The sequence below is a fragment of the Sphingopyxis sp. P1IMeth2 genome (assembly GCF_900185685.1).
GTDB classification, from domain to species: domain Bacteria; phylum Pseudomonadota; class Alphaproteobacteria; order Sphingomonadales; family Sphingomonadaceae; genus Sphingopyxis; species Sphingopyxis terrae_A.
Genome location: NZ_FYAT01000012.1, coordinates 844390 through 865064 on the forward strand (window position 1 = coordinate 844390; position 20675 = coordinate 865064).

The 20675-nt window shown below is 65.2% G+C and carries 17 protein-coding genes; 9 read left to right on the top strand and 8 right to left on the bottom strand.

Translation table 11 applies throughout. The annotated features are described in order from the left end of the window. Window positions 1-541: 541 nt before the first annotated feature. The 3 genes from P1IM2_RS11065 to P1IM2_RS11075 all read right to left on the bottom strand — a co-directional run bounded on the left by P1IM2_RS11065 (window position 542) and on the right by P1IM2_RS11075 (window position 5236). Window positions 542-2356: a ParB/RepB/Spo0J family partition protein gene (locus P1IM2_RS11065; protein WP_186402471.1), complete on the bottom strand. Its 1815-nt coding sequence runs from the start codon at window positions 2354-2356 to the stop codon at window positions 542-544. A gap of 461 nt (window positions 2357-2817) precedes the next feature. Continuing rightward, window positions 2818-4035, bottom strand: coding sequence for a tyrosine-type recombinase/integrase (locus tag P1IM2_RS11070; RefSeq protein ID WP_186402472.1), 1218 nt, complete (start codon window positions 4033-4035; stop codon window positions 2818-2820). 253 nt (window positions 4036-4288) lie between these two features. Further along, a complete protein-coding gene (locus tag P1IM2_RS11075) occupies window positions 4289-5236 on the bottom strand; it encodes a helix-turn-helix domain-containing protein (RefSeq protein WP_062900371.1) in 948 nt (315 codons plus the stop codon). Window positions 5237-5656: 420 nt separating this feature from the next. Here P1IM2_RS11075 and P1IM2_RS11080 point away from each other — a divergent pair, with 420 nt between their 5' ends. The 3 genes from P1IM2_RS11080 to P1IM2_RS11090 are packed head-to-tail and all read left to right on the top strand — an operon-like array spanning window position 5657 to window position 7239. Next, window positions 5657-6076: a DUF6326 family protein gene (locus tag P1IM2_RS11080; protein WP_062900372.1), complete on the top strand. Its 420-nt coding sequence runs from the start codon at window positions 5657-5659 to the stop codon at window positions 6074-6076. Next, a complete protein-coding gene (locus tag P1IM2_RS11085; protein WP_062900373.1) occupies window positions 6073-6744 on the top strand; it encodes a DUF4386 domain-containing protein in 672 nt (223 codons plus the stop codon). The genes P1IM2_RS11080 and P1IM2_RS11085 overlap by 4 nt, the downstream gene beginning before the upstream one ends. 42 nt (window positions 6745-6786) lie before the next feature. Next, window positions 6787-7239, top strand: a complete 453-nt coding sequence (locus P1IM2_RS11090; RefSeq protein ID WP_186402473.1) for a helix-turn-helix transcriptional regulator — start codon at window positions 6787-6789, stop codon at window positions 7237-7239. Here P1IM2_RS11090 and P1IM2_RS11095 read toward each other — a convergent pair. The 3 genes from P1IM2_RS11095 to P1IM2_RS11105 all read right to left on the bottom strand — a co-directional run bounded on the left by P1IM2_RS11095 (window position 7227) and on the right by P1IM2_RS11105 (window position 11746). Next, window positions 7227-7475 (bottom strand): hypothetical protein, encoded by a 249-nt coding sequence (locus P1IM2_RS11095; protein ID WP_062900375.1) that lies wholly within the window; start codon window positions 7473-7475, stop codon window positions 7227-7229. The genes P1IM2_RS11090 and P1IM2_RS11095 overlap by 13 nt on opposite strands. A gap of 22 nt (window positions 7476-7497) precedes the next feature. After that, window positions 7498-8847, bottom strand: coding sequence for a hypothetical protein (locus P1IM2_RS11100; RefSeq protein ID WP_186402474.1), 1350 nt, complete (start codon window positions 8845-8847; stop codon window positions 7498-7500). Window positions 8848-9025: 178 nt separating this feature from the next. Beyond that, the gene (locus tag P1IM2_RS11105; protein ID WP_186402475.1) at window positions 9026-11746 is read right to left on the bottom strand and encodes a protein kinase domain-containing protein; all 2721 of its coding nucleotides are present in this window, start codon (window positions 11744-11746) and stop codon (window positions 9026-9028) included. Between the two features lie 174 nt (window positions 11747-11920). On the opposite strand from P1IM2_RS11105, the gene P1IM2_RS11110 reads away from it, so the two are divergent. The 5 genes from P1IM2_RS11110 to P1IM2_RS11130 are packed head-to-tail and all read left to right on the top strand — an operon-like array spanning window position 11921 to window position 15602. Continuing rightward, entirely contained in the window at window positions 11921-12673 is a 753-nt protein-coding gene (locus P1IM2_RS11110; RefSeq protein WP_186402476.1) for a hypothetical protein, read from the top strand. A gap of 4 nt (window positions 12674-12677) precedes the next feature. Further along, on the top strand, window positions 12678-13595 hold the full coding sequence (locus P1IM2_RS11115) for a hypothetical protein (RefSeq protein WP_186402477.1): 918 nt from the start codon (window positions 12678-12680) through the stop codon (window positions 13593-13595). Beyond that, window positions 13595-14326, top strand: coding sequence for a hypothetical protein (locus tag P1IM2_RS11120; RefSeq protein WP_186402478.1), 732 nt, complete (start codon window positions 13595-13597; stop codon window positions 14324-14326). The genes P1IM2_RS11115 and P1IM2_RS11120 overlap by 1 nt, the downstream gene beginning before the upstream one ends. Then, window positions 14323-14838, top strand: a complete 516-nt coding sequence (locus tag P1IM2_RS11125; protein WP_186402479.1) for a hypothetical protein — start codon at window positions 14323-14325, stop codon at window positions 14836-14838. Before P1IM2_RS11120 ends, P1IM2_RS11125 begins: the two co-directional genes overlap by 4 nt. 5 nt (window positions 14839-14843) lie before the next feature. Then, entirely contained in the window at window positions 14844-15602 is a 759-nt protein-coding gene (locus P1IM2_RS11130) for a hypothetical protein (protein WP_186402480.1), read from the top strand. 70 nt (window positions 15603-15672) lie between these two features. Here the strand turns inward: P1IM2_RS11130 and P1IM2_RS11135 are convergent, their stop codons facing one another. Continuing rightward, a complete protein-coding gene (locus tag P1IM2_RS11135; protein ID WP_186402481.1) occupies window positions 15673-17385 on the bottom strand; it encodes a YadA-like family protein in 1713 nt (570 codons plus the stop codon). 245 nt (window positions 17386-17630) lie between these two features. Here P1IM2_RS11135 and P1IM2_RS11140 point away from each other — a divergent pair, with 245 nt between their 5' ends. Then, entirely contained in the window at window positions 17631-18197 is a 567-nt protein-coding gene (locus tag P1IM2_RS11140; RefSeq protein WP_062900384.1) for an ECF-type sigma factor, read from the top strand. On the opposite strand, the gene P1IM2_RS11145 is transcribed toward P1IM2_RS11140, so the two are convergent. Beyond that, window positions 18194-20626, bottom strand: a complete 2433-nt coding sequence (locus P1IM2_RS11145; RefSeq protein ID WP_186402482.1) for a serine/threonine-protein kinase — start codon at window positions 20624-20626, stop codon at window positions 18194-18196. The genes P1IM2_RS11140 and P1IM2_RS11145 overlap by 4 nt on opposite strands. Window positions 20627-20675: the final 49 nt, after the last annotated feature.

Genomic DNA, 20675 nt, shown 5'->3' on the forward strand with positions numbered 1-20675 from the left:
GGAAGGCGCCAGTCGCTCGGTGATGGGGCCACGCTCGATAAAGCGAAAGCTGGGCGCGAAGCCTCGTGCCGTGTCCCACCCGACCTATGGATCGCCACCCCCAAAAGTGAAGTCCATGCCGCTCGGCGTCCGACCGTCGTCAGATCGCCGCCTGTCGCACTCGGCGCGCTGCGATAAATCGCTCGCCCGTCGCAACCAAATCACAGCTCCCGGATTGGGTGCACGGATCATCCTTCCGCAGCGATCATCCGGCAGGCCAGGCGATTGCGACTCCCGCCTGGGGCCGGTTGTAGCGGGGATGTCCCCTCCCCCCCTTTGTGGCGGCGCGGGCCTCGGCTCGCGCCGCCGATTTTTTTGGAAAAGGCCGCTGCACGGGGGAGCTCCCACGCAGCGACCCCCGCTCCAGACAAGACGCCGCGCCGACCGTCAAGGTCGGCGCGTCATTTTCAGGCGCCGGTACTCGCTCCAGTGCGCGGCGATCGGGATCGATGCCGGACCTTGCACAAGAAAGGCGGGCGACCGCAGTCGCCCGCCCTCCCCCTCATGCCGCCAGCGGCGTGTCGTATGCGGCTTCCTCGCTGTCCGGCTCGCTACAAGCGGTAGCGGGCACCGGTTCCGGTTCGGTGGTAGGCGCGCTCAGCGCGTGACGCACCCGTCCTGCCATCTTCACACTGCCGACCCCGCCGCGCGCCGTGTAAGCGGTCGGCGGGAACGCCATCCACTTCGGCACCCACGGCTCGGCCTTGGTGCGGCCATTGGCGCCGGCAAGGCTGTCGGCGATGATCGACTTGAGCGCCTTGGCCTTCTCACCGGCGTTCGCTGCCGCGACCTCGGCGCCCGCAACCTCGCGGGTGATGGCGAGCAGCACTTCGCGGTCGCGCAGCTGGTCGAAGAAGGCCGCGTCGGCTTGCCAATGCTGCATCATGTCGGTGCCAAGCTGAACCCCGATCATCTCGACCGCCTCGCTTCCCGCCTGCAAAGTCTCGCCCATGACGATCGCCACGATCTCCAGCACCACCGGATCGGGCAGGTCGAGCAGACGCTCGAACAGCGGCGCAAAAGGGGGACGGTGGAGCGGCCTTCCGGTGACGGTCGGGGTATCTTCGTCGAACCCCAGCACTGCCAGCACCGCGCGGCGCTTGATGTCGAAGGTGGTCTCGGCGGGACAAGTCTCGACGCTCTCGGCGATATCCTCCTTCGGCGCCCGCTGGCTCTCGATATCGACCCGCCACAGGTCCGCGCCCGCGATGACATGCGCAAGCATCGCGCGCAGCGCAACGCCGCCATGGCTCGCCAGATCGGCGCGCACAGCGGCATGGCGGTGCAGGTCGATATAGGCGTTGAGCGGACCCGACACCTCGGGACGCGCGGGCTTCACTGCGGGCGTGTTCCCGTCGTCACTGCCGCCGCCGCCCGCCAGCCGCTTCGCTTCCTTGGCAGTCACATAGCCCTCGTGGAAGCTGACTTCGCCACTGTCGCGCACCTCGACAAAGATGCGACCGCCCTTGCGCTTGCCCGCATGAACATGATCCCACGACCGGAACCAGTCGCCGCGCGGCATGACGACAACGTCGGACCATCCGGCTTCGAGATAGTCGGCCTTGCGCGCTTCGATGGCGGCCAGCTGCGCCGACCAGAAAGCATCGCTGTCTGCAAAGAAGCTGTCCTCGCCGAACAGGTCGGACACGATGGCGAGCTTCGTTTCCTCGACATCGAACAGCGCATGGCGAACCGGAATGGCGGTGCCGCCAAACAGCCATGCTTTGAGCTGATGGCCGGTCGGACAATAGGCGCTCTCGTCGTCGAACAGCGCCAGCCATGCCTTCTGCTGGCTTTTGGAAGCCAAGGTCAGATAGCGCACCGTGCCCGCATCGATCTCGCCACGCCGGTAGAGGGAGCGAATGCGCGGGAGCAGGTTGCCGAGCGCGAGGATGCGCTTCACTGCCGACGGCTCGAACCCGAAGCTGTCGGCGACCTCGTCGACCGACCGGCCCGCCTTCACCAAGGCAACAAACGCTTCCCACTGGCTGACTTCGTCGGGCTGAACGCGGGCGAGGTTTTCCAGCATCGACGCTTCGAGCGCGTCGGCATCATCGCCTTCATCGAGGATCGCGCAAGGGATGGGCTTAACCGCCCCACCCTCGCGCGCCACGACGCCGACGGCGGTAAATCGCCGACGTCCCGCGACGATCTCGTAATGGCCTGCGGCGCAATTGGGGCGCACGAGCAGCGGAACCAGCACCCCGCGCGCGCGAACGCTGGGGAGCAGGTCGGACACATCGGGGTCTTTGCCCTTCCCGCGCATGTTGGTCGCCGCAATCGACAGATGGTCCACATCGATAAAATCGAGTTTCATGATCTCTTCCTTTCCTTTCACCACACCCGGCCCCGGACGGCGGGGCGGGCGGCGAGGAAAGGCGACGGGACCGCGCCAAAGGACGGCGCGCACCCGAGAGGGCCGCAATGAAATGGAGGAGCCGACGCGCAGCGACGGCTTGCGCACCGGCCGAGCGGTCCCACAGCCGTGCGCCGAACGACACGCTGTCCGTGGCCGGCTCAAGCGCAACGCCGCCGCGCGTCAGCGCGGCGTCATCATTGGAGAACAGACGCGCCCTTGTCGCAGCCGCCGGCGCCGCGGCGGGCGCGGACCGGTGGCGGGTCGGGCGTGGCAACGCCGCGCCCCGGAGCAGCGCCCTGCGCTGCATGCCCGCCGCAAGGGCCGCGCGCCCGCGGCGCCAAGAAGCGAGACAAGAGCGCTGCGCGGCCAACCGTACAAACGCGCGACCTCTGGCGGCGCCTGCCGCCGCCAGGGTGCGCTCATTTAAGGCCGCGCTCCTTAGCAGCCACAATTGTCTGATTTTTCCCTGCACGGTTCGCCGACGTAGTTTTTGGCGACGCCGACGTGACAAAGGCTCCCCAGTCCGACATCAACTGCATTCTGAGCACCTTCAGGTCACTTCGTAGATATGCCTTTTCCACCGCGGTACCGACGCTGTGAGCGAGCGCCATTTCTGGAACCATCGCTGGAACGTGAGGCATTTTTTCGGCAGCCCAGTCTCTAAAGCTGGACCTGAAGCCATGAACGGTCTCTGATCTTCCAGCGAGCTTCATCATTTTGGACAAGCTCATATCAGCTAGCATCTTGCCATGAAATGATGGAAAGATCAGACCTTCATCGCTGAATCGTACTCTTGCCAATTTGAGAACGTCGACTGCATGCTGGCTAAGCATAACAACATGGGGCTCGCCCGATTTCATTATCGACGCGGCTCGCCGCCACTCTCGTGCCTTGAGATCGATCTGATTCCAAGTAGCCTTTCTGACTTCCCCGCTCCTGGCAGCGGTCAAGATTGTGAACATCAACGCCAAACGGGCGGGTGATGCATCTTTCACTCGCTCCGCGGCATAAAATCCCGGCAACTCCGGGAATGGAACCGCCGAATATCCTTTGGATTTTGGCTGTTTGGCTAGACCACGACTAAGATCGGCAAGCTCGGGCAAGGGCGCAGTGCGCCATCCGTGCGACTTGGCGAAAGCCAGAACTTGGAGAATACGGTGCCGGACTTTCCGGGCGATCTGAGGCTTTGCGGTCCATATCGGCCCCAGCGCGGCCAAAATCTGGGCAGTTTCAATATCGCCTACGCGCTTCCTACCGAGCAGGGGGACGACATGGAGGTCTAGCGATGACCTAAATTGGAGAGCCGTTTTCTCGGACCATCCCTTGCCAAGCTCCGTATACGCAAGGTCGGCGGCCTCTTGGAAGGTCACGATACGGATCTTCCCGCGGTCGCGTTCCGCGATCGCGTCGTCGCCCAGCCGCGCAATTCGACGTAATCGAGAAGCGGAGTCTCGAGCCTCAGCCAGACTTACATCGTCGACTGAACCCAAACCAATATCCTGCCGCCGACCTTGATGCTGCACACGTAAAATCCATGACCGGGACCCGCTAGGCTTTACGCGCAGATAGAGGCCTTTCCCGTCACCGTATGTGCCAGGGCGGGCATTTTTTACCTTTAGAGATGTCAAATTCGCCATGTGAAGCCATCATTTCTGTCCCCACATTTGTCCCCACACCGAGGCTGCGCTGTAAGGAAACGCAATGCAACGTAGCGAGAGAATTATATCATAAAATCAGATACTAATCTATAGACATTAAACTTTGCTGAGACGCCGTAGATTGGCAAAAAAATGGCTACCCGGGGAGCCATTCACTTAAATCGCTGAAGCGGAACGCCGAACCGGACGACAAGCCGATGTTCGTCCAGTATCGCGCCTCCAGAGGCGACGCCTATCGGGACTGCCGACGAAATTCCTGCGGCGTCATGCCGGTGTCGGCCTTGAAGGCTCGGTTGAACGGGCCGATCGAACCAAATCCGCAATCCAGCGCAATCGTCAGGATCGGCAAGTGGGCGAGCGCCGGATCGACCAGGCGGCGCTTTGCCTCTTCGATGCGGTAGCCGTTCACCATCTGATTGAAATTGGGGTAGCCAAGCGCACCGGTAATGCACTGGGTCACCTTATATTCGGGCTCACCCGTGAGCCGTGCCAGGTCGGCAACGCGCAGATCAGCCTCGGCGTAGAGGCTGTTCTCGCGCATGAGCGTGATCAACTGCGCTTCAAGCCGGGGGTCCGACGCAACGGGTTTCCGCGAAGCGCGCGCCTTCGGATCGACGAGCGGATGCCGTTTCCGATGGCCGAGGGCCAACCCATAGCCGAATACCGCCGCGATCGCGCAAACGACCTTGACCGGAATGCTGAGTTGGGATGCGGCCGACCCGTCGGGCGCCCCGTCGACGGCCAGGACCGCCACCGCCAATATGGCTGCGTAGATGCCTGAATACAGGATGCGGAAGCGCCGTTCGGATTTGTCGCTTTGCGCGCGCAGATCGAGCAACGGTTCGGCCACCGCCATAAGCAGCATGGCGGAACTCCCCAATCTGGCAAGATTATCCAGGATCCTGAGAGGCATGCCGTCTGCCGGCACCAGCGATGTCACAGCGGACGCGATCATCACCATCAGCACCGCGGCGACCGGCCACCAGTCGCCTCGCGACGGAGATTCGCACCGGAAAAGCGACCGGGTTGCCAGCCACGACCATCCGCATGTCGCATTACCCAGGATCGCAACCGCGTCGACGGCCATACCCAGCCGCGATGCCAGCACGGACTTGAGGCAGAATGCGAGCGACGCACAACAAAAGGCCGCGCCGTAGAGAAGCGAAAGGTCGATCCTCATCGGGTCCGGTCGCTGCGAACGAATGCCAGGCTGCAAAATCGACGCCATCAACGCAGAACCCTTAAAGACTCCGGACAGAAACCACGACGCTCACCGGATCGGTTGGCCTCGCATGCCCCCCATCGGCAATCGCACCCTGCAACAAGTAAACCGCGGGGGGCGATCGGCAAGCATATTCGGCGGCCCGCTGGCCCGTGCGGCGGATCCGATGGCCGAAATTTCATCGGCAATGTGAGGCAATCGACGCAAAAAAACATCGCCGAATTCCAAACCGGCAAGACTAGCGGCGCCAAAATGACCGATCCGGCGGGTGGCCCGAGCGGAAACGGGGACGAAGGAGAGATGGCCGACCGGCCCGCCTCTTTGCAACGACCCGACGATCCGTGGCCGCCCATATTTTGGACTTAACAAGGTCATGCGATGAAGAGTCTCACGGACATCCCGGTCCCTACCCGCCTCAAACTGTCGACGCTCTGGACAGCAACAATGTTCTGCTATGTCTATGGCGACTATTTCGGCCTCTATACCGATAACAAGCTGGCATCGATGGCGCAGGGAAACATCGGGCCGCTTGGACCCGCAACCCCTGGAACGCTGGTTGCCGTTTCGCTGATGATGGCGATCCCCGCGCTGCTGATCGCGGCGACGCTCTATCTCCCGGCAGCAATTTGCCGCTGGAGCAATATCGTCTTCGGCCTTTTGTATACCGCTATCATGGCGATGACGCTGCCGGGTGCCGCGCCATTCTACATCACTCTGGCGATCATCGAGATGGCGCTCACCGCCTCGATCGTCATCGCCGCCTGGACGTGGACTACCACCGAAGGAGGCCCGGAATGAGCGCGGACGCTTCGCATGCCCGCCTCGCCGGATTCCTGTATCTGGGAACGATAGGCTTTGGCGTTTACGCAGAAGTCGTCGCCCGCGGCGCCTTGATCGTGCGCGGCGATCCCGCCGCAACCGCACAGGCCATTTTCGCATCGGGATCGACATTCCGGCTCGGGATGATCGCCGATCTCGCGATGCTGGGTTGCTATATCGGCGTCACCATTCTCCTGCATGGCATCTTCCGCAAGGGAGCGCCGCGGGTCTCGGCCATAGCCGCTTCTTTCAGCCTGATCGGCATCGCGATGCTCGCATGCGATACGCTGCTGTCGGCGATGATTTTGCGGCTCCCGGATTTGGGGCAGCCGTCATCCTCGCTCGCCGATTGGGTGTATCTGCTGCTGCGCGTCCATGGCGACGGCTACAAGATCAGCCTTGTTTTCTTCGGCGCTTATTGCCTGCTCCTTGGCTGGCTCATTTGGCACGGACGCGCGATGCCAAGAGCCATCGGCCTTCTCGTTGCTGCGGCGGGCGCATGCAATCTCGTCAACAGCCTCGCCTGGCTCGGAGCGCCGCTCCGGGCGGCGCAGCTTCCGCAATATTTCACCCTGCCCACTCTGCTCGGCGAACTGGCGCTCGCACTGTGGTTGCTGGCGTTCGGCATTCGCGAGCGCGAGGCGTAATATGTGAACACAGAGCGAAGCCGTTCTGCCCGAGCAAGGCCGATGAGCGCTCCCGACAAGCGAGGCGAATTCGGGCGCGATCGAAATACGCCTTGCGAAAAGCCGTACGCGGCGTCGCTCCGCGACGCCCTTCGAACCAGGGAGAATTCCAAATTGCTCATTGTCGTCGCAGCCGACGGTCATGCGGTTGCGCAAATTCGGGCTCTGGCGTCGGCCTGCCTCGAAATCGACGATCGTACCAATGCCGACGCCTGTCCCGAGATATCGCCGGTCGAGTCGAACATGAGGGGATTGCGGGACGGTCTGACGCAAAGGCAATTCGAAATCGCCCTGGGCGTCATGCGCGGCCTGTCGAACAAAGGCATCGGCCGCGAACTCGGTATTTCGCATTTTACCGTCCGCAACCATTTGTCGCGGATATTGCTGCTCCTTGGCCTTTCTTCCCGCCAGGAGCTCGGCGACTATCTTCGCGCGCGGCTAATTCAGCCGACGTAGCGGCCCATCGGCTGGATCACGTAACGCGCCCCGACTTGGCGCCACGGCATGAAGTTATAGGCGAGCAGCATCCCGATGCGGTTTTGGAAAAGCGCTTCGATATCATGCGTCCATTTGCCCGCGAGCCACACCCGAAAGGCGATCAGCAGAAGCCAGATCGTCTTCCACCCGACCTCTATTATGTCGCGCGATCGGCCCCGAATGATATCCGGAAAATGGTCGCGCTTGCCTGCCATTTTGCAGCTCCGTCGAGCCCGCCTATTTCGCTGCCCGGTAAAATTTTGCATTGGCGGGCAAGCGATTGGCAGAGCAAAAGGTCCATGCGTCGCCCACCCCAACAAGCTCAAACGATTGGGGTCCGGTGATCCTGTAATCCTGTGTGGCGGGCATCGGCCGTCCATCGATGTCGGGGCAGCTCTCGGTTTGCCGAAAGGCGTTTGTGCTCGTCATCTTCAGGCTGGTGAACTTGCAGCTGTTGCCGCGCTGGACGATCCGGTCCTCGGCTAGATAAATCGCGATGTCGGCGAAGGGCTTTTCGCAGGTTGAGATGCGCGCATCGACATAATAGCCGACCGGCAGCGGCAGAATGCGCGACTGGCCCGGACCTGCCGCTCCCCCAGCATTGGCCACAGCACCGCGTGGGCATTGTTTCTCCAGCGTTCGGATCGCCGCCGTCGATCCGGCAAGCGAAAGCGCCGTCAATTCGGTCCATTCATCGCCGCCGTCATAGCTTGCATAGAGCGAAAGGTCGCTGTCGGCGCCCATCAGCAGGCCGCGGGCGACGGGATCGAGCGCGCCGCTGAAATCGGGCTTTCCGGCTTCGGGGCTCAGGCTTTGCGTCGCCTCGCTGCCTTCGCCGGCGCTTCGAAAGCCGATCAGCAGGGGCTTGCCCGGCGGGGGCAGGTGCAGCCCCTTGGCCGGCACGATCGTCATCGCCACGCCGCCGCCCGGTTGGCAACGAAGCCCCACCGCGGTGAATTCGGGATGCCCCGTTACCGCGGCGACGGTGCCGGCACCGCCTCCTGCGACCTGCCAGCGCGCGCTGTGAAGGGCGGGCGGCGGCCCGGCGTCTTCACCGGTTGACGCCGACAGGTCGGCATCGGTGCCGCGGCGCCGTTCAACCACCGCCCATTTGCGTCCATCCCACCGCAGGACTTCCAGGCACATATCCGCCCCGACGCTTCCGCACACCGTCCCGTGAACCGAAAGGCCCAGCCCGGTGCGCCCCTTTCCGTCGAGCTTCACCGCCTGCCAGTCCCGGACATTATCGTTGAAGATTTCGCGATAGCCGTTGCGGTCGGACCCGAAGATGGCAATCATGCATCCGGCGGTGCCGCAATAGGCCGAATAGCCGGCGTTGGAGCATCGCGCACTGCTGTAATCCACCACCCAGTCGGGCTTTCCGTCGCCCGTCACCTCGGTCTCGACCGCGAAATGCGCGCGATCGGGAATGAATTTGCCGCCTTCGGCGCGGCATTCCTGTTTCAGACTGTCATAGAGCGCCTGCACCTCGCGCGGCCAGACCTTTGGCGTCGCCGCGGGTTGCGACTGAACGAGCGCGAGCAGCGGCAGCAGCATCGACGATGCCGTCATCAACGGGCGGATCATGGACGCCCCTCCGCCGTCATAACGCAACGATGGCCAGAATGTGCCCGCATGATCGCTCCCTCTCTATCGACCCGGCCCTTCCGCCAGGTGTCGCCAGAGAGCTAGCGAGCGCGATGCCGCAAAGTCTTCACGCCGTTCTAAAGATTATCTCAAGCCAGACCGGCCTTGCGCTCCAGCCTTACCCGCGCAATTGGGCGCGCAGCCGTTGCAACCGCTGTTTGAGTTCGGGATCTTCCGACGCCTTTGCCGCAGCCTCGGCCGTATCGAGCAGCGTACCGGCCTTGGCACGGTCGCCCAGCCCCAGCATCGTCTCGGCCCGCGCCGCGGCCAGTGTCGCGGCGAAATCGGGCCGCCCGGTCAATTCTGCAACCTTGGTTGCATCGACAAGCGAAAAGCTGCGCTGCGCTTGGATGAAGCGATGGTTCGCAAGTTCGCACTCGCCCAGATAGAATTGAATCGCATGGGTCAGCCCGTAATCGGCGCCGAATGCCTGGCGGGCCTTTGCCGCCGCATCCGCCAGGATGGGCAAGGCATCGCGGCGCCGGTTCGTCTGACAGAGAGCCGACGCATAGTCATTCTGGCCGACAAGCGCCTGATGGGACAGCGCTCCGGCCTGCGTGGCCGCCCCCTCCCAGACCCGCTTCGCCTCCACCGCGGCCTCGCCATAGCGTCCGAGGGCGGCGAGGCTTTCGAACCGCGTCGAATGCATCGCCAGCGTGAAGCGATGATCGGGACCGAAGCGCCGTTCGAGCGCGGCTATCAGCGGACCGCTTTCGCGCAGCGCGCGCTCATGTTCGCCGAGCATAGACAGCGCCGTCACCCAGTGCTGCCGCGTCACAAGCGTGTCCGGATTGTCCGCTCCACGTATCCGGGTCGAGTCGGCGACGATAGCCCGCGCCACCGGTTCCGCCTCTTTAACCTTGCCCTCGCGTAGCATCACCAGCGCCAGCGAAGACCGCGCTTTCAGCAGTTGGGTCGGCGAAACGCGCGCGCCCGGCGCCGAACCGATCGCGACCGCACGGCGTATCGCGCGCTCGGCCCGCTCGATGTCGGCGGTGTAGGCATAAGCCCCCTCCGACTGCGCCAGCGCGAAGCCGATACGCCCGCTTTTCGCCCGGTCGCCGAGCGCCTTTTGCTCTTTGGCGATGGCGGCCCCTGCCGCCTCCAACCGTCCAGGCTGGCCCGAAGTTGCGTCCATATGGATGCTGCCGAGCCGGCCCAGGACGGCATCCTCGCTGTCGGCTTCCCCGGCCTTGCCGAACAGCGTGGCGGCGCGCGCATATTCGGTGCGGGCGGTGTCGAAATCGCTGCGCTGATAAAAGGCGCGCGCGACCGCGAGATGGAGCCGCGCGGCGGTGCCCGGCGAGCGGGCATAACGCGCGTCGATATTCGCGCTCGCGCGCTTCATCGCCTCGATGACCGTTTCGTCGGTGCTCGACTTCGCCGGATCGGGGCTGGACAGCACATCTTCGGCGATGAAGGCATAGCTGGTCTCGGCCTGATCGCGTGCGTCCAGTGCCGCACCGCGCTGATGCCAGGCATAGGCCGCCAGCGCGCTCGACGCGATAAAGCCGCCCGCGAGGCTCGCGATGGCGGCGCGGATCCAAGGACGCCGCGCGGCTTGTTTTTCCTCGAACCGCCGCGCTTCTTCGGCGGCCGCCGCCCGCCGCGCCGCCGCCGATGCGTCGGCTCGCCGACGGTCGATCGTCTCGAGCCGGTCGGCGAGATCGGCGGCGCTGGCCAAGCGGAGCGCCGGATCGCCCTCGGCCGCGGCCAAAATGTCCGAGCGTAGTACGGGATCGGCGATGCGGCCTTCCCAGCCGGGCGCCAGCGACGCCGAAAAATCGCCGACCACGAGCTGATAGAGGATCATTCCCAGCGCATAGATATCGCTTTTCGCCGTCGGCATCGCATCGCCGGTCAGCTCGGGCGCGCGATAGGCAAGCGTTCCCGACCGCGGTTCGTCGCGCGCCAGATCGGGGTCGAGCGATCCCGGATCGGTGATTTGAAAGCTGGCGAGCAGGCTATCGTCGAGGAGGCGCCCGCTACCGAAATCGGCCAGCCGGATCGTTTCGCCGCCGTCCTCGGTCGCGATCAGGATATTCGCGGGTTTCAGATCCTTATGCAGCACGCCCAGATCGTGCATCCGCGCGACCGCGCGCGCGATCATCGCCGCGACCGCAATGCGCGTCTCGACCGCAATCTCCGCCAGCCCGCCCCGCTCGGACGCCCACGCCGTCAGATCGCGGCCGCCATAGCTATATTCGAGGAAGAAGGGCGACGCGTCGAAATTCCATTCGAGCAGCGCGGGAAGCGGGGCCGATTTGCCGAGTCCGGCAAAGAGCAGCCGAGTCAGCGCCGCTTCGCGTTTCAGACTACGCAGCCGGTCAGGCGCATCGGCGAATTTGAAGACGCGCGTCTCGCCGGTCTTGTCATGGCGCGCCAGCCAGACATCATCAGCGCCGCTATCGCCAAGCGCTTCGACCAGCCGCCATTGCCGGCGGCCGGGGACCGCGTCGCCGGCGGCAAAAGCAAAGCGCGGCGCCAGCGGGGACTCGACGCTTTCGATCGCAACCGGCGCGGCGAGCTTGTATCCGACCCGCGGCACCGTCTCGACAATCTGCTCGCGCGTTTCGCCGAGCGCCTTGCGCAATTTCGATATGGCCGTGGTCAGCGACCCCTCGACCACGGTGACGCCCGGCCACACCGCATCGAAGATCTCATCCTTCGTCACGACCTCGCCCGCGCGCAGAAGCAGCTCGTGCAGCACTTCGAGCGGCTTGCCCTCGAGCGTTACGGCATGACCATCGACACGCAGCGTCCAGCTGGCTTCGTCGAACTCCGCCCCCGCGAACTTCCAGAGCCTGCGCCTCCGTCGGGAAGAGCTTGATTGCGTCATGGCGACCCCCTGTTCGGTCAACTTTAGAAATTCTTTAGAGTAGCTTCAAGACTTTGAGGACCCACCAAAATAGCCCGTTCGTCACGCGAGGCATCCTTCGCAGGTGCTTCCGCTTTTCAAGCGTCCGGTGCGCGGTCCCACGGGTTCGTCCGCCGGCCTTTTCGGGGGCGGTATATGAAGGGAAAGATACTCGGGTTCGATGAGGCGACCGGCAAGGGCGCGATATCGGCGGACGATGGCACGCGCCACAAATTCGATCGCGCCGATTGGCGCGGCGGCGACAAGCCACCGATGCCCGGGCTCGTCGTCGACTTCGAAAGCGAAAACGGCGGTGCGCGCGAAATCTATCCCGTCGGCGGTTCCGCGATGGCCGCGCTCGGCACGATCGGGGCCGACCTGGGCGCGCTGACCGAGTCCGAACAAGGGGCGCGGATCGCCGCGTTGATGACCCGCTCGCTTGCGGTTCCGCTGGCGCTTCTCGTTCTCCTTGCCTGTTTCCTCTCCGCGCTCACCTCGCCGGTTCAGAGCGCGACGCTGATCGGCCTTGGCAATGCGATGGACGATCTGGGCCGCGTTGCCGCAGCGCAGGAAATGCTCGGCGGCGGCAAATCAGGCTTCGACACCGTCCAGACGCTGCTCATCCTGCGCTTCGCCGCGCCGATCGCCGCGCTGTGGCTGATCTGGGCCGCATGGTCCGGCAAGTCCGAACGGCTGCCCATGCTGGTCACCGGCGCCGCGTCGATCGTTGCGGCGCTGATGGTCGTCATGCTTCGTTCGGCGATCCTGTCGATGGTCCCCGATTTCGTCCGCGACCGGATGGCCGACGGGATCAGCCTCGGCATCGGCACATGGCTGCTGCTGCTCGCCGGCGCGGCCCTGATTGCCGCCGGACTCGGAAAGCTGCGCAACCCGCTCGCAAAGGACTGATACGATGCCTCACGCCAAGAAATTCCTGGTTGCCGCCGCCGCATTGTCGCTCGCTGGCTGCGGCGGCGGCGATCCCAAGCCGTCTGAAACGCGCGACCTGGCCGCGGGCGAAGGTCCGTCGGGTGCGATGACCTATTATGGCAAGAAGATCGAGGTCGATTGCGGCGGCACCGTGATACCGCCGCGCCCCGAAGGAAGCGCGGTCGACGATCTGCGCGGCCTCCGGCTCGGCGTCCCGCTCGATACCGCAGTCCGCTTCGTCCAATGCCCCGACGGCAAGGAGGCGGACAGCATCCTCCTCGAAGGTGACGGTCCGCAACTGTCGCGCGATCAGGCCGGCCTCAAGATCCGCAGCTTCGTGCGCGTCGCCACGGGCCAGCACAAGGCGCGGTGGAGCTCGACCGATGTGCTGAACTATGACCCGCGCAACCGGCTGGAGCAGGTCGATGCCGAATGGAGCCTCTATGCCGACGGTATGCCGGGGCAGGAGAAGCTTTATGCATTGTGGCTGACCCAGCCCTTCCAAAAGGGCGGCGAGCCGACGATCGCTTCTCAGCAGGCGGCGCTTGAACAGAAATATGGCAAGCCGTCGCTCACCGGCGATCGCGGCGAGATGTTCTGGCTGCGCGGTCCCGATGGCAAGCCGCTACCCGAATTCGACCGCGAAAAGCTGCGCGAATGCAGCGCCGGCATATCGATCTACGGGACGCAGATGAACTGGCGCCCCGACTGCGGGTTGACCATCGTCGCGATGATCGAGCCGGCCTATGGCAATCCGCAACTGGCGCAGGTCGTTCGTGTCGCGATGATCGATGCCGCCGCCTATTATGATTATGAGGTCAACCGCTTCCCGCAAGAGCGCGATGCGTACCGCGCGTCGCAAGCCGCCGATGCCGGCGCCAACCAGGGAGGCAAATTCTGATGCGCCGGATATTTCTGACATCGGTCGCGGCGCTTTGCATCACGCTCACCGCAAGCGGGTGCGGCGACAAGCAGGCCGCGGGCGGCACGGACGGAGGCACCGCGACTTCGGCTTCCAGCCAGTCGGTGACCGCTGCTGCCCAGCCCGCCCAACCTGCCGCCGCACCGCCGGAAAAATGCGACAGCTACACCGACGACCTCACCGATCGCGACTGGGCGATCATCTATTATGCGATGACCGGCCTTGCCCCACCGCGCGAAAAATGGGCGGACGAGGCATTGTCCGGCCTCGACCGGGGCCTCGGCGCCGAGGAGGCATGGAAGCGCGCGAACGCGCAGGTTGATACGCAGTGGAATGCGATCAAGGACGTCCGCTGCGTCACCCTGCGCACCCGCGCCGATCCCAAGGACTATGACCCCGGCCTCGGCGGCATCCCGCTAGGTGCCTTCGCACCCGACGCCTTCTATCCCTTCCGCGACGGCGCGATGCAGATCGCGCTCAAGTTCCGCAACGCGGACAAGGCGCGCGTATGGAAAATGTCCGCCGACAAGGCTGCGGCGCTCAAGGCCGACAGCTGGCTCGGCAATCTCGGCCTCGTCATCCGGGCCCGCCTCGTCGCTTCGCGACCCAGCGGCAACGGCGGCACGATCGAGGCCGAGGTTGTCGGGTTCGATCTGGAGCCTTCCGAATATAGCCGGATCGCCCGCGAAACCGTGACGGTGCAGCCATGAGCCGCGGCCTTTGCATCGCCTTCGGCGCGCTGCTGCTGCTTATGGTTGCGGAACCGGCATCGGCGCAGCAATCGGGCGTTGCGGCGACGCTCGAAAGCGGCGGCCAGACAAGCGGCTGCGTCGAATGGAGTCACCAGACGATCGCCAAGCCGGGGCACAAGAGCCCCGACCAGAAACTCGTCTACTTCCGGTTCGTCAACAAATGCGGACGCGAAGTCAGCGTCGTGCTGGTCAGCCAGACCGATGGCTATGCGGGGCGCGTCAGCGATCATGGGAGTATCACGCTGGCGCCGGGGCAGTCCTATGGCGACGCAAAGACGATCCGTAACTATCTGTTTTTCAATCCGCCGAGCGATAATTTCCTTAACTTCTGGGTGTTCCAGTCGGACGGCCGCTACAATGCCGCCCTCATGCCGAACATGAGCCGCTGCATCCCCGGCTTCCAGCCCGTGCGCAACAGCAAGCGCCAATATCCCGCCTGCCCTCCCCATTTCCGCTATTCGCAGGGATGACCCTTATGCGCCATCTTGCCGTCCTGACCCTCACCGGCCTTTGCACCGTGCTGACCGCGGCCGCACCGGCGGACGCGCAAACCGCATCGCCCCCCGCGACGCAGCGCGCCGACATCGAAACGCTGCAGCGCCTGTATAATGAACGCTTCGTCGCGACACCCTTTGCGGGATTATATCAGATCGATCGCCCCATCCCCTATTCGCCGCGCGAAACCGCGCCGATACTGGTGACGCGCGATGGCGAATACAGCTTCAACAACGGCAAGCTCGGCGCGCAGCAGGGCGACACGGGGGCGCCGCTTTCGGGGTCCGAATGGGGCGCGCTGGTGCTGCGCTGGCGCGACCAGATCCGCTATTCGGATCTGATCCAGCAGGGCGGAAACGGCCCGCTCCGCATGCTGCTTCTGTCCGCCTATGACTGTCCCTTTTCAAAGAAGCTGGAGGCCGCCCTTGCCGCCGCCGGGACGCGCTATGCCATCATACCCAGCACGATCGGAACCGCGAACAAGCCCTTCCTGCCCGACATCTGGTGCAGTCCCGATCGCGCCGCGACTTGGCGGCGCGCCATCAGCACCGGCGCCCTCCCGCCGCGGGCATCGCGAAGCTGTCGCTACGACCGTCGCTATTTCGAGACGTTGAGCGGCATGTTCGGGGGATCCAAGCCGACGGCGCTGTTCGCCGACGGCACGATCGTCGCGTCGCCCAGCCCCGCCTTCGTGAAGCAAAAGCTGGCAACGCTGTCCCGCCAAGGCATCGCCTTTTAGGGTCGGGGCCCAGCGCAGACGAGGCGGCAGGAGGGCGCGCTTCGGACCGCCCCCTCCTTCCCGTGCCAGGCTAGAATTCGCCGGCGATGCCGACGCGCGCCGCCGTATTCCGGCTCCCCGCATAGGAAACGCCTGCCGTGAAGGCGAAGGGGTTGTCAGTGCCGAACCGGTGCGCGATCGATGCGCCCACCGCCTGCTCACCGCGGAAGGTGGCGAGGTTGAAGGTGTAGCTTGTCTTGCCCGGTTCCGACGGCATCGGTGCGGGGACGAGCGCGACCGCGGCCGCAGTTCCGCGCTGTGCATCGCGGCGGTCGCGATCGGTGATCGCATAGAGGTCGCTGATCTGTGCGCTGTGCGTCGCGGCAAGCGACTGGAGCGCCGGAAGCGCTGATCCGGCCATGCTTTCCAGCGACATCAGACGATTGTCCTGCACGCTGTTTACCGTCTGAATCGCCGCAATCTGGCTGTCCTGCGCCATATTCTGCGACACGGAGGCATCGGCGGTGGTCTGCGCCGCCGCAGCGGCGGTCGCGACCGTCTGGACCTGACCGACGTTCGCCGCATCGGTCGCCGCGGTGCCCGCCGCGACGTTCACGATACGCCGCTGAAAGCCCGCCGAGCCGACCGAGACGGTATTCGCTTCATCGGCAACCGAACTGGAGCCGATCGCAACCGAGTCTGCACCCGACGCTTTCGCGTTCACGCCCAGCGCGGTCGCCCCGAGGGCCGTGGTCTGACTGTTCACGCCCAAGGCGACCGAATAGCCGCCATTGGCGAAAGCCCCGGACCCCGTCGCCGTGTCGCCCTCCTTGATCGCGCGCGCGCCATAGCCGGTGGCAGTCGAGAAATCGCCCCCGGCAGCGGCGCCCTGGCCGAAAGCGGCGCTTGCAAGGCCGCTGGCAAGGCTGTCGCGACCGACAGCGGTCGCGTTTTGCCCGCCTGCCGCGGCGTTGGCGCCGATCGCCACCGATGCCGGCGACGCGATCGTGTCACCACCAATGGCGATGCTGCCATCGGCCAGCGCATTCGCATTGTTGCCGATAGCGATGGCCGACAAGCCAAAGGCGTTGGAGGCGTTGCCCAAGGCGACAGCGCCGTCGCCGATCGCCTGATTGTCAGCGCCGATCGCCACGGCGCCGGTCCCGGTCGCGACATTCGGATCGCCGATCGCAACGGCGCCGTTGCCGGTTGCAGTCTGTCCCTGTCCCAGCGCGACGGCGCCATTGCCGCTTGCGCTGCTGCCGTCGCTTTGCAGGCTGCTATCGCCGCTGGTGCCGCTGCGCACCGCCGAATTGGCGATCGCGGTCAGCGCCGCGGCACCCATGGCGGTATTCAATTGCCCCACATTGACGGCGTCGGACACCAGCGTCCCTGGCGCGACATTGGTGATCTGGCGCTGCAGGCCGGCGTTGCCGACCGATACGGTCGCGCCGCGGTCAGCGACCGATCCCCAGCCCAGCGCAACCGACTGGTCCGCGGTCGCGCTGCTGCCCGTGCCGATGGCGGTCGAGCGCGTTTCTTCGGCAGCGGCGATAAAGCCGACCGCCATGGCTTCGTTGGCCGTCGCCTTGGCCCCGCTTCCATAGGCGGTGGTTCCCGGCGCCGAAGCTTCGGCGCCAAGCCCGCACTCGAGCGTATTTTCGGGGTCGTCAGGCGTGCCGAGAATGCCATCGGCCCCAGCGTTCTGAACGCACGGGACAGTCGCCTGTGCGTAGGCGTTCGGCGTGGCGCCGACGGCAGCAAGGATCGCAAGGGGCGCGGTCGCGCCAATGAGGGTGGTCATCCGTTTCATATCGATCTTTCCTTATGGATCGGCGCAATACCGATCGGTTTCCGGGCGACCCCTCGCGACGACCTTTGGTGGCGCCTTGTTTGCGGTCACCTCGTCGACGCCGCTGAACGCGGCGCCGCGGGTGCAGCATTTGGAAAGACGGGAATGGTCACCCGATCCGGACAGGCGTCGCCTCCGAAAAAGAGGAAATTATCTCGCCGACCGCAAATAAATCAGGCATCTAGGGTGCGTGTTACATGGCGCGTCATGCGGGGAGATGGGCGATCAACGAGGAACCGGGTCGTGCGGGCAGCATCGACGGCGACGCCGACGCGCTCATCGCCACGCTGTATGACGAGCTCAAGATCATCGCGCGCCGCGAACATTATCGCGCGGGCGGCGGACAGACGCTTCAGACGACGGCGCTGGTTTCGGAAGCCTATCTCAAACTCAGCAAGCGCAACAATTGGGAGAGCGAACGGCATTTTCTCGGCTGCGCCGCAACCGCCATCCGCCATATACTGATCGACGCCGCCCGCGCCCGCATGACGGCGAAGCGTGGCGCTCCCGACTATGCCTTTACCGAAAGCCTCGATTCGCTCGCCGCGGCGGCGCCCGAGGACGATGATGTCGTGCGGCTGGGTGAGGCGTTGCAACGGCTCGCGCGCCTCGACCCCAATCTTGCGCAGCTGATCGACTGCCGCTTCTTCGCCGGGATGACCGAGGAGGAGACCGCAAAGGTCCTGGGCGTCAGCGACCGGACGGTACGCCGCTGGTGGCTCCAGGCGCGCGCCTGGGTGCACAAGGAAATGGACGCGGGCTAGCTGGTCAAGCGCCGGCGCAATGCCGCAAAGGATTTGAGATAGGATTCGCCCGGCGCGCCGAGCGTCCTGAATATCTGCTCCGACCGGTCGGCCTCGCGCCGCGCCTCGGCTATCCGCCCCTGTTTCAGACGGATGATCGCCCACGTCCGCGCCGCAATGCCCTGCGGCAGGCCGACCGGTCCCATCGCGTCGATCCGCAGCGCAGCTTCGGCAAGCAGCGCTTCGGCCCGTCCGGTGTCGTCCGCCTCGGCCAACGCTTCGGCAAGGCCCAGCGTGATGACGAGCGTCGGCACCGCGTCGGGGCCGAGATCGTCGATCGCCATCGGCCGCGCTTCGCCAAGGACGTCGCGCGCCGCGGCGAATTTGCCCAGCGCCAGTTCGGCGCGCCCAAGTTGCAACAGATCGACCGCCAACGCCGCCGATTTGCCGAACACCGCGCGGCGCCGGTCGGCAACGCTGCGAAACAGGCGTTCGGCCTCGGCGAGCCGGTCGAGCTTCATCAGCCGCACGCCTTTCAACTGCTCGATCGCCAGGCCCTGCGCGCTGCCCTGTTGCCCCGTCCGCGCGAGCGCCGCGTCGGCGGCGGCAAAGACCGCGGGCATCGCATCGAGCCGGTTCGCCTCGACCATATAGACAAGCAGGTTATTGTAGCGGGTCAGCAGTTCGCGATGATCCTCGGCATAGACGCGGTCGGCGTCGGGCAGGCTCGATTGCAGCAGCCGGATGGCGGTGTCGTAATCGCCCTTGCGCCGGGCGAGCTGCGCCCGGCCGCTCATGCTTTCCAGCCGTTCCTTGCGGAAACGCGCCGGGTCGGCAGCAAAGACGGCGTCGGCCGAATCGAGCAGCGGCGCCATGTCGTCGGTCCGCCCCATTGCGGCGGCGGTCGAGGCGAGGCGAAGCTTGATTTCTGCGGTCGCCACCGGATCGCCTGCGCCGATCCCGCGCGCAAGCGCCTGGCTGAGCAGCGCGTCGGCGCCCGCCGCGTCTTCCAGATTGACGTACAGATCGGCGAGCGTCGTAATCAGCGTTGCCGATTTGGCGCTCCTGTCGACCGACGCGACAAGCTGCGCCGCCGTCTGATCGAGCATCTGTTTGACTGTGGCCTCTTCACCCACCGCGCTGCTGGCAGTGTCGCGAAACATGACGGTCAGCATGCGGTTGATCGATTCCGATCGCCGCGCTTCGGCCAATGCGACATCGCGCTCGATCGCCGTCTGGCGCGCCTGCCACGCCGCCGCACCGCCGCCCGCCACGATAGCGAGGAGCGCGGCGGCTGCCGCTGTTGTCGCGACGCGGTGTCGGCGCAAGTAGCGCCCGATCGTATAACCCGCCGAACCCGAGCGCGCCGTAACGGGGCGCAGGGCCATATGGCTGCGGACATCGTCGACCAGATCGCCGACGCCGCGATAACGATCCTGCGGCGCGCGGCGCATCGCCTTGAGCACGATCGCGTCGAGATCCCCCACGACCTCGCGCCGCCCGAAGGGAAAGCCAGGTGGCACTAGCGCACTCGGCAAGGGCGGATCGTCGTTCAGAATACGCCGGATCACCGACGGCAGCGCCGATCCCGGCTCGCGCCACGGGCTGCGACCGGTGAGCAGTTCGAACAACAAGACACCCAGCGCGTAGACGTCGGTCGCGACAGTGGGCGCGGCATTGCCGAGCTGTTCGGGCGCGGCATAATCGGGGGTCATCAGCGCGACCGTGGTTAGTGCCTCGCCCTCGCCTTCGATCTCCACAAGGCGCGCAATTCCGAAATCGAGCAGCCGCGCGCGGCCGTCGCCGTCGACCAATATGTTCGACGGCTTGAGGTCGCGGTGGACGATCAGGTGGCCGTGCGCATAGGCCACCGCTTCACAGACATCGCAAAACAGCCGCAATCGCGTCGCAAGATTGGCGCCATGGGTCCGGCACCACGCGTCGATCGGCTCGCCGGTCACATATTCCATCGCCATATAAGGCCGCCCGTCGGGGGTGACCCCGCCGTCGATCAGCCGGGCAATCCCCGGATGCTCGAGCCCGGCAAGCAGGCGGCGCTCGCGATCGAACAACTCGCTGTGCGCGGCCGCTTCGGGGCGCAGCAGCTTGATCGCCACCTGTTGGTCGAACATCCTGTCGCTGCGGTGCGCGGCGTAGACCTCGCCCATCCCGCCGCGCCCGATCAGGTGGTCGATGGTGAAACCGCCGATGATGGCGCCTTCGGCAAGCGAGCTGTACGCGCGGCGCGGGGCGGTTTCGAACGACGACGGCGCCGCACCGTCCAATATCCCCGAATGGCGCGAGGCGGCGAGCAACGACCGTAGCTGACCGGCGATGAAGTCATCCTCCGCCGCCAGCCGACCGTCCTGGGCCGCCGGGTCGAGATCGATCAGTTCGGCGAACAGGGACTGGATATGGCTCCATTCGGACCGGCTCGGCTGCCGCACCATATCGCCCCTCCCCTGGCGCATCATCGCACCTCGGTGCGAACCAGCACCG

Coding starts and splice junctions, on each gene's coding strand:
- P1IM2_RS11135 (WP_186402481.1), bottom strand. CDS start 17,385: ATGACCACCCTCATTGGCGCGACCGCGCCCCTTGCGATCCTTGCTGCC.
- P1IM2_RS11095 (WP_062900375.1), bottom strand. CDS start 7,475: ATGGCAGGCAAGCGCGACCATTTTCCGGATATCATTCGGGGCCGATCG.
- P1IM2_RS11110 (WP_186402476.1), top strand. CDS start 11,921: ATGAAGGGAAAGATACTCGGGTTCGATGAGGCGACCGGCAAGGGCGCG.
- P1IM2_RS11075 (WP_062900371.1), bottom strand. CDS start 5,236: ATGAGGATCGACCTTTCGCTTCTCTACGGCGCGGCCTTTTGTTGTGCG.
- P1IM2_RS11115 (WP_186402477.1), top strand. CDS start 12,678: ATGCCTCACGCCAAGAAATTCCTGGTTGCCGCCGCCGCATTGTCGCTC.
- P1IM2_RS11065 (WP_186402471.1), bottom strand. CDS start 2,356: ATGAAACTCGATTTTATCGATGTGGACCATCTGTCGATTGCGGCGACC.
- P1IM2_RS11120 (WP_186402478.1), top strand. CDS start 13,595: ATGCGCCGGATATTTCTGACATCGGTCGCGGCGCTTTGCATCACGCTC.
- P1IM2_RS11130 (WP_186402480.1), top strand. CDS start 14,844: ATGCGCCATCTTGCCGTCCTGACCCTCACCGGCCTTTGCACCGTGCTG.
- P1IM2_RS11090 (WP_186402473.1), top strand. CDS start 6,787: ATGAGCGCTCCCGACAAGCGAGGCGAATTCGGGCGCGATCGAAATACG.
- P1IM2_RS11145 (WP_186402482.1), bottom strand. CDS start 20,626: ATGGTGCGGCAGCCGAGCCGGTCCGAATGGAGCCATATCCAGTCCCTG.
- P1IM2_RS11070 (WP_186402472.1), bottom strand. CDS start 4,035: ATGGCGAATTTGACATCTCTAAAGGTAAAAAATGCCCGCCCTGGCACA.
- P1IM2_RS11105 (WP_186402475.1), bottom strand. CDS start 11,746: ATGACGCAATCAAGCTCTTCCCGACGGAGGCGCAGGCTCTGGAAGTTC.
- P1IM2_RS11080 (WP_062900372.1), top strand. CDS start 5,657: ATGAAGAGTCTCACGGACATCCCGGTCCCTACCCGCCTCAAACTGTCG.
- P1IM2_RS11140 (WP_062900384.1), top strand. CDS start 17,631: ATGGCGCGTCATGCGGGGAGATGGGCGATCAACGAGGAACCGGGTCGT.
- P1IM2_RS11125 (WP_186402479.1), top strand. CDS start 14,323: ATGAGCCGCGGCCTTTGCATCGCCTTCGGCGCGCTGCTGCTGCTTATG.
- P1IM2_RS11100 (WP_186402474.1), bottom strand. CDS start 8,847: ATGATCCGCCCGTTGATGACGGCATCGTCGATGCTGCTGCCGCTGCTC.
- P1IM2_RS11085 (WP_062900373.1), top strand. CDS start 6,073: ATGAGCGCGGACGCTTCGCATGCCCGCCTCGCCGGATTCCTGTATCTG.